Genomic DNA, 14,843 nt, shown 5'->3' on the forward strand with positions numbered 1-14,843 from the left:
CCCACCGATGTGACGTGAGCCACGCCCCGCGCATGTCACAAAGCCGCCGCCACCGGCACCCTGTGGGCGTGGCACGGACGAGGACACGTACGAAGACGGACAGGCAGGAGCGGACAGCGATGAGCGACCACAGCGGACACAGCGGGCACGCCGAGGGGAGCGCCGGGGAACTCGGTGGCGGGCAGGCCGGTCCCGCCACCGCCGCGTTCATCACCCACCGCAACCTCCTGTTCACCGTCGCCTACGAGATGCTCGGCTCGGCCGCCGACGCGGAGGACGTCCTCCAGGAGACCTGGCTGCGGTGGGCCGGTGTCGACCTCGGGACGGTGCGGGATCAGCGTGCCTACCTGGTCCGGATCACCACACGTCAAGCGCTGATGCGGCTGCGTGCGCTCGGCCGTCGCAGGGAGTCCTATGTCGGCTCCTGGCTGCCCGAGCCGCTGCTCACCGCCCCGGACGTGGCCGAGGACGTCGAGCTCGCCGACAGCGTGTCCATGGCGATGCTGCTCGTGATGGAGACGCTCACACCGACCGAGCGGGCGGTGTTCGTGCTGCGGGACGTGTTCGACCTCGGGTACGAGGAGATCGCCGAGGCCGTCGAGAAGAGCCCGGCCGCGGTCCGCCAGATCGCGCACCGGGCGCGGGCCCACGTCGCGGCGCGCCGGCCACGCGGGGTGGTGTCCCGGACCGAGACGCAGAACGCTCTCGACGCCTTCCAACGGGCCGTCGAGACGGGCGACTTGCAGGGTCTGCTCGACATCCTGTCGCCGGACGTCGTCCTCATGGGTGACGGCGGCGGGATCAAGCAGGCCGTTCTGCGGCCCGTCGTGGGGGCCGACAAGGTCGCCCGTCTGCTGGTCGGCGGGCTGATCAGGGTCGCCGCGCCGTCGATGCGGCCGGCACAGGTCAATGCGTACCCGGCACTGATCGTCCGGCTGGACGACCAGCTCGACACGGTCATCACGCTGCGCGTCGACGACGGCCTCATCACCGGGCTCTACGCCGTCCGCAACCCCGAGAAGCTGTCCCGGATGGACAGGGAGACCGCTCTGCGCCGCTGAAGCCCGGGAAGGCCCACTCCCTTGTTCGGCAGTCGCCGCCCAGCAGGGCGCCTCCGCGACGAAGGCGAACAGGGACACCGCCACGCCGGTCCAGCTTCGGGCCGGCCCCTGCCGCGTCGGGATGCACCTGAAGGGGCGGAACCAGGGCCGGGCGGGGTGCGTCCCACGTGCATGCGGAGAGGACTGCGGTACGCATCGGCGGGGCTGTTGGCCCTGGCGGCCGGCCTTGCACTGCCCGGCTGCGACAGCCTCACGGACGCGGGGACCACGCGGCCCATCAGCCGGCCCGTCACCGTCCAGGGCCGGACGATCACCACGACCACTGAAGTCGGCGGATGCCAGTCCGCCCGGCTCACGGCCCAGGAGAACGGCAAGAGCGTCTCCCTCACGCTGAAGGTGAAGTCGACCAGGAAGAGCGGCGAGGCCTGTCCGGCACACATCGGCCTGAGCCCGGTCAGCACCACCTTGCGACAGCCTGTCGGCTCACGTTCCCTGCTCGACGCCACGACGGGCAGCACTCTCAGCGCCCATTGACCGCCGCGGGTGCCGCTCCCCCTCTACTCCCTGAGGCGGGCGTTGAGACGGGCGGCCTGGCGCGTGAGGTAGTCGCGTTCGGCGAGGTTGGGGGCCGCTCGGGCCGCGGCCGCGTACAGCCGGGCCGCCGCCGCCAGGTCTCCGTCGCGCTCGTGGAGATACGCCGCGACCGCGGTGCGGCGGGGCAGGGCGTCGTCCAGTTCCTCCAGCGCCGCGAGGCCTGCGCGCGGCCCGTCGGCCTCGCCGACGGCGACCGCGCGGTTGAGCCGGACGACCGGGCTGTCGGTCAGCCGCACGAGCTCGTCGTACCACTCGACGATCTGCACCCAGTCGGTCTCCTCGGCGGTGCGCGCGTCCGCGTGCAGCGCGGCGATGGCGGCCTCGGCCTGGAACGGGCCGAGCCGGTCGCGGGCGAGGGCCCTCTGCAGGATCTCGACACCCTCGGCGATCGACGCGGTGTCCCACCGGCCGCGGTCCTGCTCGGCGAGCGGTACCAGGCTGCCGTCGGGCCCGGTCCGGGTGGCGCGCCGGGCATGGTGGAGCAGCATGAGGGCGAGCAGACCCGACACTTCGGGGTGGTCGATCGCGGCCGCGAGCTGCCGGGTGAGCCGGATGGCCTCGGCGGCGAGGTCGACGTCGCCGGAGTAGCCCTCGTTGAAGACGAGATAGAGGACGCGCAGCACGGTGGCGACATCGCCGGGCCGGTCGAACCGTATGCCCGAGACAGTGCGCTTGGCGCGGCTGATCCGCTGCGCCATGGTCGCCTCGGGCACGAGGTAGGCCTGGGCGATCTGACGGGTGGTCAGGCCTCCGACGGCGCGCAGCGTGAGCGCGACCGCGGACGAGGGTGTCAGGGACGGGTGGGCGCACAGGAAGTACAGCTGGAGCGTGTCGTCCGCCGCCGGCGCGGGCCCGGGTGCCGGTTCCTCGTCGACGAGGTCCTCACGGCGGCGCCGTGCGGTGTCCGCCCGGGTCGCGTCCAGGAACCGGCGCCAGGCCACGGTGACCAGCCAGCCCTTCGGGTCCCGCGGCGGCTCGGCCGGCCAGACGCGGACCGCCTCCACCAGCGCGTCCTGGACGGCGTCCTCGGCCGCCGCGAAGTCGGCTCCGCGGCGGACGAGGATGCCGAGCACGCTCGGCGTGAGGCTTCTGAGCAGGGCCTCGTTCAGCGTGGAAGTCACGTGTGGGGGCACTCCGTGATCGTGGGCGGCGCGGCCAGGAAGGGGCGCAGCTCCAGCCATTCGTGGATCGGCTTCCCGCCCGCGCCCGGCGCCGCGGACAGTTCCCCGGCCAGTTCGACGGCGCGCTCGTAGGTGTCGACGTCGATGACCATCCAGCCGGCGATGAGGTCCTTGGTCTCGGCGAAGGGACCGTCGGTGACCGGCGGGCGGCCCTCACCGTCGTACCTGACCCATGTCCCCTCTGGGGCGAGCGCCTGACCGTCGACGAACTCGCCGGTCTTCTCCAGCCGGTCCGCGAAGTCCTGCATGTACCGCATGTGCGCCGAGATCTCCTCCGGCGTCCACTGGTCCATGGGAACGTCGTTGGCGCAGGCCGGGGCGCCTCGGTAGTGCTTCAGCAGCAAGTACTTGGCCATCGTCTTCTCCTTGGTCCTGGTGCGACCATCTTGGCCGCGTTCACCCCTGGGACGGAGCCGGACTCGGGTTCTCGACATCGCGGACCAAACTTTTTTCTTCAGCTCTCGAGCCATGCGGGCCCCTGCCTTCCCTGACCACCGGCCGCGGCGCCAGTTCCCTGCGCGGAGTGACGCCGGAGGGGCCTTGTCCGCGCCCTGGTGGACGGCGCGGGTGGAAGTCGCCGGGCTGCTGGAGCTCAGGCACCCCCTGATACGGCACCGGGCTCCCCCATCTCGACTACTGTCCCGCGTCCAGCCGCGCCATCAACCACGCCTCGGTCTCGAAGAGGCGCCGCTCGACCTCCGCCGTGTCGGCGCCCCGCACGATCGCGAAGCACAGATGGGACGCGCTGTGGAGCGTCACGGCGTCCGGCGCGAGCCGCTCATTCAGCTCGTAGTGGGTCACCCACGGGAACGGCGGCCTGCCGGGCAGCGACACGGGGCGGCCCTGCGGCAGGATCGAGATGGATCCGTGCACCTCTGTGGGCGGCGTGGTCGCCGGCGGGTCCACGGGCAGGCCGCAGGACAGTCGCAGTGCGGCGGCGTGCAGGTCCACCCCGTATGTGGCCCGGGTCAGCGCGGGGATGCGGTCACCGCCGACGCGTGAGGCGATTTCACACAGCACCAGTTCGTCGTCCGGTGTGTGGAACACCTCCAGGTGATAGGCGCTCGCGGGCGGAACGTCGAACGCGTCGAGTGTCCGGTCGAAGAACTCCTCCAGCCTGTGCGCGAACGCATCCTCCGGGCGCAGCTGCAACGATCCGCTGTTCTCTCCGGAGAACACACCGAGACAGCTGCGCAGATAGCGCGAGGACGCCACAAAGCGGAAGCCGTCGCCCAACACCGCGTCCACGTGGTACATCCGCCCCTCGATGAAGTCCTCCACCATGAGGTCCTCACGCCAGGGGGTCCTGCTGAACGCGAGCAGGTCGTCCTCGCCGCGCAGCACCGAAATGTCACGCGAACCACCCTGCTTGACCGGCTTGACCACCACCGGATAGCCCAACTCCTCAATGAATGCGCTGAGTTCGGACACGGAGTCGAGGCGGGCGAATCGAGGCGTGGGGACGGCACGGCTCGCGACCTCCTTCATCACCACCTTGTCGCGGAACGACAGGGCGCTTTTCGTCGACTGGCCCGGAATTCCCAGACTCTCGCGCATCCGCGCGGCCCGCTCCAGGTCGTACTCGTTGTCCGTGACGATGTGCGTGAACGGCCTGTCCCGGGCCAGGCGCCGGATCATGAGTTCCGCGTACGGAACGGCCTCACAGTTCTCGACGTATTCGTACCGGGCGAAGGACTCCGTGTTCTTCAGTTCGTGGTGGCTGAACACCTGGAGCCGGTCGGCCAGTTCGGGCAGCATGGCCGCGTAGTCGAGTTTCTGACCGTAATTGATGACCGCGACGTTGCTCATGGGCTGTGGTCCTCCCTTTGAGGCATGAGGCATGAGGCATGAGGAGCATGGGGTGTAATGCGTCAGTGGTGGCGGACCGCGCCAAAGTGATCCGGTGGCCGACGTCCTACCGGGTACGGCGAAATCCGCGGACCCGGTTGGCGAGCAGCGTGCCGGCGGTGGCGAGGAGCAGGCCGCCCAGGGTGAGCGGGCCGAGGTGCTGTCCGAGCATGAGCGCGGCCAGGCCGGCGGTCACCATCGGCACCAGATAGAAGAGGCTGCTCACCTGGCTCGTCCCGTGGCGCCGGAGCAGGCCGTAGAGCAGCCCCACACCGACGATGGAGTTCACCAACGCCGCCCACAGCAGCGCCGTCCAGTACCCGGCGCCGAACGTGACGTCGAGATCCTCCACGAGGAACGCGGGCACCAGCGCGGCAATGGCGGCGGCGAGCAACTGGACCGCGTTGCCCATCACCGGCTCCATGCTCGCGCAGAATCGCCGCTGATGGACAGTGCCGAGCGAGATGCCGAGCAGGCCGAGGAAGAGGAAGGCGATGCCCACCAGATGACCGCCGCCGAGAGCAAGGCTCTCCGAGACGGCGAGCACCACCCCACCGAGGCCGAGAAACAGCCCGAAGTACTGGCCACGCGTGACCCGTTCATCGAGTACGGGGATGGCTACGAGCGAGGCGACCAGCGGGTACAGCGCGATGACCAGTGCGGCAAGGCCGGAGGGGACCCCGCGGTCCATTGCGACGTAGATGCTGGAGAACTGCACTCCTTGGACGAGTACACCGGCCACCGACAGATGACCCAAGTGCCTTCCTCTGGGCAGTTTCTGACGGAAGATCAACGCAAGCGCCAGCAGCACCCCGCCCGCCAGCGCGAAGCGCAGACAGGCGAAGGTGTACGGGGACGAGTGGCGAAGGCCGAGCTTTCCGGAGATGAAGCCGGAGCTCCACACCACCACCAGGGCCACCCGGGCGACCCCATCCCAGCCACTCCGGGCGGCCTTCTCGGACGGGGCGAAGTTCGGAGTCGGTGGCTCTAATCGGGTCCCGTCCGACGTCGCGGTCCGGTTCACACGCATGGCATCTCCCGTCGCTCAGTGACGTTCCACGACCCGCCGTCGATCGGTTCGCCGGACGGGGGCGGGGCATCTGTGGCTCGTGCTTTAAAACGCACGCTAGTGCAAGATATTGTCCATCGCATGAGGCACGGCCCTACTTGCATCAAGCTGCACGCCGGGACACGACTTGGGGGATCGATGAACGCAGACCTTGATCCGCGGCAAGCACGCCAGTTGACCGAAAGGCGAGATCGGGATCAGGAAGAGGTCTGCCAACTCGCGGTCGGCGAGCAGTCGTTGAGACCGACCCGGACGACCGAGACGCTCAACGAGCACGCGTACGCCTCCGAGGGCTGCCGGCCCGTGACGGGCGTCAACGCCATCCGCGACTGGCTCACGACGGCCGCGATGCGGTGTCGCCACGAGCTCCTCCTGGCCGAGCCCGGCGACGGCCGGCAAGCCGACAGCCCTCTCCTCGAGATGACGGAGCAGCTCGCCTCGCTCCTTGAGCGCGGCGTCAAGGTACGGACGATCCATCAGCACACCGCCCACCACGACACGGTGATCCGCGCAGGCGTGGCGCGCGCTGTCGACGGAGGCGCAAAAGCGCGTATGTCGAGCGGCCCCCTCTCTCCCCTGGTGGTCTTCGACCGGGAAACCGCGCTGATTCCCCGCGCCGACGGGCAGCGCGCCGTGGCCGTCTCCCAGCCCGGCATCGTGCACTTCATGTCGGAGGCGTTCGAGCGGATGTGGGTGACCGCCATGCCCTTCGATGGCCGAACCCGCGCGGCCCGGGCCGGCGAGCCACTCTCCGGCATCCGCCGGACCATCATCGTGCTCCTCGCGGAGGGGCAGACCGACGCGATGATCGCGCGGCGCATCGGGGTCAGCGTGCGCACCTGCCGCAACCACATCGCCAAGCTCTACCAGGAGCTGGGGGCGCAGAGCCGTTTTCAACTCGGCGTCCTCGTCACTCGCTCCGGACTGCTCGGCCCGGCCGAGGACGCTGCCTCCTGCTCCACGCCCGCCAGGGCCAGACGTCTCTCTAGGATGCATCCATGAGCAATCCCCCGCCGTCGGAACCCTCCCCCGGTTCGGCAGCCCGCGACCCCGAACTGGGCTTCCCGCGCCCCGGTGAGGTGCTCCGCCGGCTCCGTACCCACAAAGACATGTCCTTGCGTCAGGTCGCGGCCGAGTGCGGCCTTTCGGTGTCGTTCCTCGCCGCCCTGGAGCGTGGTGAGACCGACATCGCCCTGGAGCGGCTCGGCCGCCTGGCCAAGGTCTTCGGGCACGACGTCGGTTCGTTCCTGGGCTTCTCACGGGGGCGTTCCACGCCGTCCGTCTTTCCCGCGAAGGACCAGGAGTCGTTCGACCGGGCCCCCGGTGTGCGCTATCGCGTGCAGCGCCTGCCCGAGCTCGGGTACCAGGTCCTCACCGCCGACTTCGAGCCGCACTCGGGCCTGTTGGAGGAGCTCCGGCACGAGGGGTCCGATCTCATCGTGATGACCCAGGGCACCGTGATCGCCCGCTACAACGGCAGCGACCACGAACTGCGCGCGGGCGACTGTGCCCAGTGGTCGGCGGGCTATCCGCACAGCTTCCGCAACGACACCGACGAACCGGCCCGGTTCGTGGCCGTGCTGTTCTCCAGCCTCTACTGACCCGGGCGGACCGGCTCCGCGCAGGCACGGGCCACGGGCCACGGGCCAGGATCCGTCCCATGAGCACCCCCGCCTTCACGGAGCCCCGGTGACTGGCACGGCGACGACGAGGCGCAGGGCACGGACCGGTTCGTCCCGGCCGGTTGCCCTACAGCCGTCCCCGGGCCATGCCGATCAGCCGGTCCAGTACCTTGCCGCCGCTGACCCGCAGGCCGTCGTGCTCCCACTCGTTGGTCACCCAGGTCCGCAGGCCGCGTACCGCGTCGGCGGTGGCCAGCGAGTCGGCGGTGTCCACGTACATGTCGTCGTGGTAGACGGCTGCGAACACCGGGACCCGGTTGGCCGCCAGGACGTCGGGGGCGTACAGGTCGGGCCAGTCCGTGCGGCCGGCCAGCAGGTCCGCCGTCTCTCGCAGCGGGCGCAGCGCCGGGTCGGTCTCGAACATCCAGGGGTAGATCATCTCCCCGGTGAACAGCACCGGGGCGCCGTCCGTCAGCGCCTGAGCCGCGTCGAACTCGGGGAATTCCACGCGTACTTGCTCGGCGGCCCAGCCGGTCGGCCCGGGGTCCACCGACCGCTGCCCGTAGATGGATTCGTGCAGGACGGCGTAGAGCGGGCCCTCGGCGAACGAGAGCTTCGACCAAACACCCGCCAGGAAGGTGTCGGACAGTACGGGCCCGGAGACGCCACGGACCCAGGCGTCCTCAAGCAGGTAGTGCAGGAGGTCGGAGCCGTTGCCGCTGCCGAGCATCAGGCCCAGCGACTGGAACGCTCGCACCGTCAGCTGCCCACCGCCGGGCAGCTCGGCGGGGGCGGCGAGCAGGTGCTCGGCGACCCGGCGTACGGCCTCGACGTCCTCGGGGTAGCGCGCGTAGTGGGCGGCATTCTTGCGGGCGACGCGAGGGTAGGCCGCCCGGTACACATCCGCCGCGCTGCTGCGCAGGCCGGCCAGACCGCCGGTGACCAGCACCTCGCGCAGCCCCTCGGGAGCCAGTGACAGATAGGTGAGGGTGCAGAAGCCGCCGAAGCTCTGGCCGAGCAGACTCCATCGGCCCTCGTCACCGAGCAGCTGACGGCGCATCAGTTCGGCGTCGCGGACGATCGAGTCGGCGCGGAAGTGCGAGAGGTACTCGGCCTGCGCCGCGGCGCTGCCGCGCGACGGCAGGGTCTGCCGGGTCGCAGGGGTCGAGCGTCCCGTGCCGCGCTGGTCCAGGAGCAGGACCCGGTAGTCCTCCAGCGCCCGGTCCAGCCAGCTGTCCCGGCCCACCGGACGGGCCGCCCGCCCGCCGGGACCGCCCTGGAGGTAGAGCAGCCAGGGAAGTTCGGCGCGCTCCTTGCCGGCCGCGACCACCTCACGGGCGTACACCTCGATCTGCTCGCCCTGCGGCGCGGCATGGTCCAGCGGCACCTGGAAGAGATGGTCGGTCAGGACGACGCCCGGCTGCCGGATCACGACGGACATGGGACTCCTCTGTGTGGGACGGGTGCGGCGGAGGTGTGCGCCTCGGTTCGGCAGGTGTGCACAGGCGGCTGTGCTGTCCTGACCACGGCCGCCACCTTGCCACATGGTTCCGGTCGGCCCACCGGTGGATGAAGGCGGGTGGGCTTCCTGACGCGTGCGGGGCTTCAGACGCGGGCAGGCTTCCTGACCGCGCGGACCCTCTGATGCGTGCGGGGCAGGGGCTTGCGACCGTTCCGGCGGCCCGTGGTGTACGAAGTGCTACGTGAACGAACAGATTCAGCCCGCGACCGTCCGCGTATTCATAGCGCTCGCCCCGCCCGACGACGCGAAGGAAGAGCTGGCGCGAGCGCTGCGGCCCGCCTACGAGGCGTACCCGCGCCTGCGGTGGAACCGCATCGAGGACTGGCACATCACACTGGCCTTCCTCGGCGAGCTCCCGGTCGAGACCGCCCCGCTCCTGCGGCAGCCCCTCGCGGGTCTCGCGGCAACGCGCCGTCCCCTGCGGCTGTCGCTGCGCGGCGGCGGGCACTTCGACGAGCGGGTGCTGTGGAGCGGGATCGACGGCGACCTCGACGGGCTGCACCGGCTCACGGCCGAAGTCCGCAGCGTGGTCAAAGGGTGCGGCGTGGTCTTCGAGGACCGGCCGCTGCGTCCCCACCTGACACTCGCCCGGTCCCGCCGCGACGATCCTTCCAGCGTGGTGAACGTGGCCTCCGGCCTCGCCGGCTTCAGCGGTCGGGAGTGGGAGGCCGAACGCTTGCACCTGGTGGCGAGCAACATCGGACGGGGCCCGGGACCCATCCACTACCGCGACATCGAAGCGTGGCGCTTCAGCGGCGAGCAGTGAGCGACGACGGAAGCCCGCCCACGGTTGAGGCAGCGGGGTGGGGGCAACGGCGCAAGAGGGACGTCACGCCGCGAAGTCCTCGACCGGCTTGGCCATGTCGTCGCCCGTCAGGGGTCGCTGCATGTCGCTGAGCAGGCGCGCCAAGGCGGGCAGGGCGGTGTCCTGGTTGGCGAGGGCTACGCTCACGTAGTCCCGGTCCGGGATCAGGACCATCGCGGCCCGGTAGCCGGGCAGCCGTCCGTTGAGATACATCTGGCCCGACGGGCCCAGCGCCCATCCGAGCCCGTAGGACATGGGGTCGTCGGGCCGCGTGCGCGGACGGCGGATCTCCACCAGGAGGGCCCGGTCACCGAGCAGGCCCTCGCCGACGGCCAGCAGGTCCGACACGGAGGACCACAGGCCACCGCTGGGCCGACGGGCGCGGGGGTAGCCGAGCGGCGGGAGGCGGGTCGTGCCGCTCCACCCGGTGACGGTGTCGGACGTCGCCGGATTGTCGAAACCCGTCCGCGCGAAGCCCCAGGGGCCGAGGAGGTTTCCTTCCAACGCGCTCTCGTACGTCGTGCCGTTCAGGGCCGCGAGGACCGAGCCGGCGAGGAAGTAGTTGCCGTTGTAGTACGACCACTGCCGACCGGGCTCCCGCTCGTTCCCGGCGCGGACCACGAGCCGTGCGGCCTCCAGGAGCGCGCCGTCCCCGTCGCCCAGAGCCGACGCAGTCGCCCCGTCCACCGATTCACGCAGACCGGCGACCTGGCTCAGTATCTGCTCCACGGTGATACTCCTGTCGGCCCGCCAGTCCGGCGCGAGGCCGGGGAGCAGTTCGACGACGGGGGTGTCCAAGGGCACGCTCCGGTCCCGCAGTGTGCGGAGCAGTGCGGTGGAGGTGAAGACCTTCGTCAGCGACGCGATACGGAAACAGGATTCCACGGTCACCGTGTCCGGCCCGAGGGTGGCTGTCGTACGAGCGCCTGCCACCGACGAACCCGCGGCCACGGCCGGGACGTCGCGAAGACTTGTCTGCTGTGCCATCAGCTTCTGAAGATTCACGACGCACATGCTAGGCGTGGCCCCCACCCGGGCAACCGTGGCCGGCCTGCGCCAGGGCGAGGTGAGTCACCACCGCGTTCACGCCGGTGAAAGTGGATTGCGGGCCCGGTGTCCGGTGCGTACCGTCGCCGTCCATGACCCCGACTCTGCGCACTGAGCGACTGGTCCTGGAGCCCTATGTCCCCGAGGACGAAGAGGGTTTCACAGCCCTGTTCCAGGACGGGAGGGTGTCGCAGTGGATGGGCGACGGGCCGGCCACCGAGGCCGAGGATCGCGCTCTGTTCGGGCGGATCTTCACGAAGGTCTATGCCCAGGAGCTGTTCGATGTCTGGGCCGTTCGCAGGGACGGCCTGCTGATCGGGCACGCCGAGGTCAAGCCGACCGATGTGGTCCGGGGCCACGAGATCATCTACGCACTGGCCCCGTCGGCATGGGGCACGGGCCTGGGGACGGAGGTGGCCGAGGCCCTGGTCACGTACGGCTTCGGCACACTCGGCCTGACCGAGCTCCACGCCACCGTGGCCGAACCGAACACCGCCTCGCTGAGGTTGCTGACGGGAATCGGCTTCGAGCACGTCCGGGACGTGACCGAGGACGACGGGAGTACGACTCGCGTGCTGACGCGCACGTGCAGGCCATGTGTGGCCGCCCTCCCCCTCCCCCCGGGACGGTCACCCGTAGAGCACGCCGAGGGAAGCAACGAGAATCGCGGCTGAAGCCGACAGGCCCAGGAACCGGTAGCGGCTCCACAGGGCCAGTGCGAGGGAACTTGCCCAGGCTGCGCCCGTGATCGCGGCGGCCCACGGGCCGGCCGTCGCCTCTGCGGCTACGAGAGGGAGCGGGGCCAGCAGGACCGTCGGCGGGATTAGTACCAGCCGTGGCCTGAGGTCCAGCAGCTTGTAGATGACGATCAGGGCGATCAGGGACGTCGTCAACGTGAGGGGGAGGACTGCCCAGTCCCACCAGGTCGAGCACAGGCCGTCCGTCGAACTGCACGCCCGGTCGCTGTCTTGCTCGACCCCGGAGAAGAAGCGGCACGCGCCGTAGGCCAGAACCGCGCCGGTGACGGCCGCGCCTGACACTCGGGGCAGCACGGACCGGGGCTCTGCGACCAGGGTATTCATGCCCCCAGCCTCCCCCGATCGGCGGCCGGAGGCCTGAGTACGCATACTCAGACCCACTGATCACGAAACGAGAGGCCGCGCCACGCGGACAGGGCGTGGGCAGTCCCGTTCAGCGGGCGCCCAGCAGGTGGTCCAGTGCCAGTTGGTCCAGGTGCTCGAAAGCCATGCCCCGTTCCCCCGCCTCCTCTGCGTCGAAGTCCTCGAAGGCGGACCGGTCGGCGAGCAGGCCGGCGAGGCCGTCCTCGGCGGTGGGGCGGGCGAGGTCGTCCAGGCGGGCCGCGCGCAGGGCCTCGCGCACCTCGGGGTCGGCTCGGAAGGCGGCCGAACGTGCCTTCAGGATCAGGTAGTTGCGCATGTTTCCGGCAGCCGATGCCCACACCCCGGCCATGTCCTCGGTGCGCGGCGGCTTGAAGTCGAAGTGCCTCGGGCCCGCGTAGCCGGCGGATTCCAGCAGGTCCACCAGCCAGAACGCGTCGCGCAGGTTGCCGGAACCGAAGCGCAGGTCCTGGTCGTACTTGATGCCGGACTGACCGTTCAGGTCGATGTGGAAGAGCTTGCCCGCCCACAGGGCCTGCGCGATGCCGTGCGTGAAGTTGAGCCCGGCCATCTGCTCGTGCCCGGTCTCCGGGTTCACACCGACCAGCTCCGGGCGCTCCAGCCGCTCGATGAACGCGAGCGCGTGCCCGACCGTGGGCAGCAGGATGTCCCCGCGCGGCTCGTTGGGCTTGGGCTCGACTGCGAAGCGCAGGTCGTAGCCCTGCTCGGCGACGTACTCGCCGAGGAGATCGAAGGCCTCCTTCATCCGGTCGAGAGCGACACGCACGTCCTTCGCGGCGCCCGATTCGGCGCCCTCCCGGCCGCCCCAGGCGACATAGGTGTGTGCGCCCAGCTCCACGGCCAGGTCGATGTTGCGCAGCGTCTTGCGCAGGGCGTACCTGCGGACGTCACGGTCGTTGGCCGTGAACGCGCCGTCCTTGAAGACCGGATGCGTGAAGAGGTTCGTCGTGGCCATCGGCACGACCAACCCGGTCGCGTCGAGCACCTGCCGGAACCGCTTGATGTGCGACTCCCGCTCCGTGTCCGAGGAGCCGAAGGGGATCAGGTCGTCGTCATGGAAGGTCACGCCGTACGCGCCGAGCTCGGCGAGACGCCGCACCGACTCGACCGGGTCCAGGGCGGCCCGGGTCGCGTCGCCGAACGGGTCGCGCCCCTGCCAGCCCACGGTCCACAGACCGAAGGAGAACTTGTCCTCGGGGGTCGGGGTGAAGTGTCCCGTCATCCTCTTCGCCACCTTCACGCAGGTCCGTCCGACACCTGCCGGAGTTATTTGTTTTCTTACATGACAAATACTGCACGATCATGATGGCTTCCGTAACCCCGAGGCTTCGCCTAATTTGGTGCGCCGGTGGACGTCATTTGTTGGCCGCACACCCAAACCGCTCCCGCCCCTCCAACCACCGCAAGAGAGGTGCCCGGATGCCGCACGGCCCGGTCGTCATCGGCGTGGACAGTTCCACCCAGTCCACGAAGGCCCTGTTCGCCGACGCCGCCACCGGAAGGACGCTCGCCGTCGGCCGTGCCCCGCACCGCGTCGACGGCGCGGCGGGAGCCCGCGAGTCCGACCCGGAGCAGTGGTGGCAGGCGCTGCGGGAGGCCGTGGCCGCCGGGCTGAAGGAGTCGGGCGCCCCGGCGTCCGCCGTCACCGGCATCGCGGTCGCCGGGCAGCAGCACGGCCTGGTGGTCCTGGGCCCGGACCACCGGCCGCTGCGCCCGGCCCTGCTGTGGAACGACACCCGCTCGGCCCCGCAGGCCGCCGCCCTCACCGCGGCACTCGGCGGCCCGCACGCCTGGACCGCGCGCACCGGTTCCGTCCCGGTCGCCGCGGTGACCGCCGCCAAGTGGAGCTGGCTGCGCGAAAACGAGCCGTCAACCGCGGCTCGCTGTACGGCAGTTCGCCTGCCCCACGACTTCCTCACCGAACGGCTCACCGGCCTCGCCGTCACCGACCCCGGCGACGCCTCCGGCACCGGCTGGTACTCCACGGCGACCGGGGCGTACGACCCCGAGATCCTCCAACTCATCGGCATGGATGCCGCGTTGCTGCCCTCCATGGCAGCGACCGGCGGCACCCGCGTAGGCACCCTCACCGCGTCCGCCGCCGACGCTCTCGGGCTGCCGCCCGGTGTCGCCGTGGCCGCCGGGACCGGTGACAACATGAGCGCGGCCGTGGGCCTCGGGCTCGGCGGCGCGGGACTCCTGGACCACCCCGTACTCAGCCTCGGCACCTCCGGCACGGTCTTCGCAGCGACCCGCACCCGGCCCGCCACCCCCGCGCTCAGCGGATTCGCCGCGGCCGATGGCGGCTACCTCCCGCTGGCCTGCACCCTGAACTGCACGCTCGCCGTCGACCGCGTCGCCGCCCTGCTCGGCCTCGACCGCGACGACGCGGTACCCGGCGGCGAGGCCGTACTCCTGCCCTACCTCGACGGCGAGCGCACCCCCGATCTCCCCAACGCCGCCGGCCTGCTCACCGGCCTGCGCCACTCCACCACACCGCAACAGCTCCTGGGCGCCGCCTACGAGGGCGCCGCGGTCACCGTCCTGCGCGCACTCGACGAGGTCCTGCGCGCCTGCGGCCTCGACCCCGACTCCCCCGCCGTGGCCGCCAGGCACCTGCGCCTCATCGGCGGCGGCGCCCGGGGCCGCACCTGGGTCGAGACGGTGCGCCGCCTGTCGGGACGGCCCCTCGTCGTCCCGAGCGGCACGGAACTGGTCGCCATCGGCGCGGCCGCGCTCGCCGCATCGGCCGCGTCCGGCGCCGATCCGGTCACGATCGCCCAGGACTGGGGTGCCGGGCGCGGCACCGAACTCCCGCCACTGGAGCGCGACTTGGAGGCATGGGAGCGCATCACATCCGTACTCGACAGCGCGGCGACCACCCTGCTCGGCGGAGGTTGAGCCGACCGCTCACGCAGGCTGAACACCCGGATACATCAAGGGAGTTGCGTGAAG

The 14,843-nt window shown here is 70.7% G+C and carries 15 protein-coding genes; 7 read left to right on the plus strand and 8 right to left on the minus strand.

Annotated elements, in window-relative coordinates:
• The first annotated feature begins 119 nt into the window (after positions 1–119).
• Both ABD346_RS03665 and ABD346_RS03670 read left to right on the plus strand, forming a co-directional pair.
• Positions 120–1,061: an RNA polymerase sigma-70 factor gene (locus ABD346_RS03665; protein ID WP_344371432.1), complete on the plus strand. Its 942-nt coding sequence runs from the start codon at positions 120–122 to the stop codon at positions 1,059–1,061.
• Positions 1,062–1,232: 171 nt separating this feature from the next.
• Positions 1,233–1,595 carry a hypothetical protein gene (locus ABD346_RS03670; RefSeq protein WP_344371434.1) on the plus strand — a complete coding sequence of 121 codons (363 nt, stop codon included), beginning with the start codon at positions 1,233–1,235 and terminating at the stop codon, positions 1,593–1,595.
• 23 nt (positions 1,596–1,618) lie between these two features.
• On the opposite strand, the gene ABD346_RS03675 is transcribed toward ABD346_RS03670, so the two are convergent.
• The 4 genes from ABD346_RS03675 to ABD346_RS03690 all read right to left on the minus strand — a co-directional run bounded on the left by ABD346_RS03675 (position 1,619) and on the right by ABD346_RS03690 (position 5,714).
• Positions 1,619–2,764 carry an RNA polymerase sigma factor gene (locus ABD346_RS03675; protein WP_344372163.1) on the minus strand — a complete coding sequence of 382 codons (1,146 nt, stop codon included), beginning with the start codon at positions 2,762–2,764 and terminating at the stop codon, positions 1,619–1,621.
• A gap of 8 nt (positions 2,765–2,772) precedes the next feature.
• Positions 2,773–3,192 carry a YciI family protein gene (locus ABD346_RS03680; protein WP_344371436.1) on the minus strand — a complete coding sequence of 140 codons (420 nt, stop codon included), beginning with the start codon at positions 3,190–3,192 and terminating at the stop codon, positions 2,773–2,775.
• A gap of 277 nt (positions 3,193–3,469) precedes the next feature.
• Positions 3,470–4,645, minus strand: coding sequence for an ATP-grasp domain-containing protein (locus tag ABD346_RS03685; protein WP_344371438.1), 1,176 nt, complete (start codon positions 4,643–4,645; stop codon positions 3,470–3,472).
• Between the two features lie 106 nt (positions 4,646–4,751).
• Positions 4,752–5,714, minus strand: coding sequence for a DMT family transporter (locus tag ABD346_RS03690; protein ID WP_344371440.1), 963 nt, complete (start codon positions 5,712–5,714; stop codon positions 4,752–4,754).
• A 213-nt stretch (positions 5,715–5,927) separates the two neighbouring features.
• Here ABD346_RS03690 and ABD346_RS03695 point away from each other — a divergent pair, with 213 nt between their 5' ends.
• Positions 5,928–6,755 (plus strand): helix-turn-helix transcriptional regulator, encoded by an 828-nt coding sequence (locus tag ABD346_RS03695; RefSeq protein WP_344371442.1) that lies wholly within the window; start codon positions 5,928–5,930, stop codon positions 6,753–6,755.
• Entirely contained in the window at positions 6,752–7,354 is a 603-nt protein-coding gene (locus tag ABD346_RS03700; protein ID WP_344371444.1) for a cupin domain-containing protein, read from the plus strand. Before ABD346_RS03695 ends, ABD346_RS03700 begins: the two co-directional genes overlap by 4 nt.
• A gap of 148 nt (positions 7,355–7,502) precedes the next feature.
• Here ABD346_RS03700 and ABD346_RS03705 read toward each other — a convergent pair whose 3' ends face one another.
• A complete protein-coding gene (locus tag ABD346_RS03705; protein ID WP_344371445.1) occupies positions 7,503–8,816 on the minus strand; it encodes an alpha/beta fold hydrolase in 1,314 nt (437 codons plus the stop codon).
• Positions 8,817–9,078: 262 nt separating this feature from the next.
• Between ABD346_RS03705 and thpR the strand changes: the two genes are divergently transcribed.
• Positions 9,079–9,663 carry an RNA 2',3'-cyclic phosphodiesterase gene (gene thpR / locus ABD346_RS03710; RefSeq protein WP_344371447.1) on the plus strand — a complete coding sequence of 195 codons (585 nt, stop codon included), beginning with the start codon at positions 9,079–9,081 and terminating at the stop codon, positions 9,661–9,663.
• 63 nt (positions 9,664–9,726) lie between these two features.
• Here the strand turns inward: thpR and ABD346_RS03715 are convergent, their stop codons facing one another.
• Entirely contained in the window at positions 9,727–10,707 is a 981-nt protein-coding gene (locus ABD346_RS03715) for a serine hydrolase domain-containing protein (protein WP_344371449.1), read from the minus strand.
• A gap of 134 nt (positions 10,708–10,841) precedes the next feature.
• On the opposite strand from ABD346_RS03715, the gene ABD346_RS03720 reads away from it, so the two are divergent.
• Entirely contained in the window at positions 10,842–11,423 is a 582-nt protein-coding gene (locus ABD346_RS03720; protein WP_344371451.1) for a GNAT family N-acetyltransferase, read from the plus strand.
• On the opposite strand, the gene ABD346_RS03725 is transcribed toward ABD346_RS03720, so the two are convergent.
• Both ABD346_RS03725 and xylA read right to left on the minus strand, forming a co-directional pair.
• On the minus strand, positions 11,379–11,831 hold the full coding sequence (locus ABD346_RS03725; protein ID WP_344371452.1) for a hypothetical protein: 453 nt from the start codon (positions 11,829–11,831) through the stop codon (positions 11,379–11,381). The two genes, ABD346_RS03720 and ABD346_RS03725, sit on opposite strands and share 45 nt — an antisense overlap.
• Before the next feature lie 109 nt (positions 11,832–11,940).
• Positions 11,941–13,110, minus strand: a complete 1,170-nt coding sequence (xylA, locus tag ABD346_RS03730; protein ID WP_344371453.1) for a xylose isomerase — start codon at positions 13,108–13,110, stop codon at positions 11,941–11,943.
• Positions 13,111–13,307: 197 nt separating this feature from the next.
• Here xylA and xylB point away from each other — a divergent pair, with 197 nt between their 5' ends.
• Positions 13,308–14,789, plus strand: a complete 1,482-nt coding sequence (xylB, locus tag ABD346_RS03735) for a xylulokinase (protein WP_344371455.1) — start codon at positions 13,308–13,310, stop codon at positions 14,787–14,789.
• Positions 14,790–14,843: the final 54 nt, after the last annotated feature.

The organism is Streptomyces mauvecolor (assembly GCF_039532965.1).
GTDB classification, from domain to species: domain Bacteria; phylum Actinomycetota; class Actinomycetes; order Streptomycetales; family Streptomycetaceae; genus Streptomyces; species Streptomyces violascens.

Bases quoted from the DNA above. Each gene is read 5' to 3' on its own strand.
- ABD346_RS03725 (WP_344371452.1), bottom strand. From the start codon at position 11,831: ATGAATACCCTGGTCGCAGAGCCCCGGTCCGTGCTGCCCCGAGTGTCA.
- ABD346_RS03670 (WP_344371434.1), top strand. From the start codon at position 1,233: ATGCGGAGAGGACTGCGGTACGCATCGGCGGGGCTGTTGGCCCTGGCG.
- ABD346_RS03690 (WP_344371440.1), bottom strand. From the start codon at position 5,714: ATGCGTGTGAACCGGACCGCGACGTCGGACGGGACCCGATTAGAGCCA.
- ABD346_RS03685 (WP_344371438.1), bottom strand. From the start codon at position 4,645: ATGAGCAACGTCGCGGTCATCAATTACGGTCAGAAACTCGACTACGCG.
- xylB (WP_344371455.1), top strand. From the start codon at position 13,308: ATGCCGCACGGCCCGGTCGTCATCGGCGTGGACAGTTCCACCCAGTCC.
- ABD346_RS03720 (WP_344371451.1), top strand. From the start codon at position 10,842: ATGACCCCGACTCTGCGCACTGAGCGACTGGTCCTGGAGCCCTATGTC.
- ABD346_RS03705 (WP_344371445.1), bottom strand. From the start codon at position 8,816: ATGTCCGTCGTGATCCGGCAGCCGGGCGTCGTCCTGACCGACCATCTC.
- ABD346_RS03700 (WP_344371444.1), top strand. From the start codon at position 6,752: ATGAGCAATCCCCCGCCGTCGGAACCCTCCCCCGGTTCGGCAGCCCGC.
- ABD346_RS03665 (WP_344371432.1), top strand. From the start codon at position 120: ATGAGCGACCACAGCGGACACAGCGGGCACGCCGAGGGGAGCGCCGGG.
- ABD346_RS03680 (WP_344371436.1), bottom strand. From the start codon at position 3,192: ATGGCCAAGTACTTGCTGCTGAAGCACTACCGAGGCGCCCCGGCCTGC.
- xylA (WP_344371453.1), bottom strand. From the start codon at position 13,110: ATGACGGGACACTTCACCCCGACCCCCGAGGACAAGTTCTCCTTCGGT.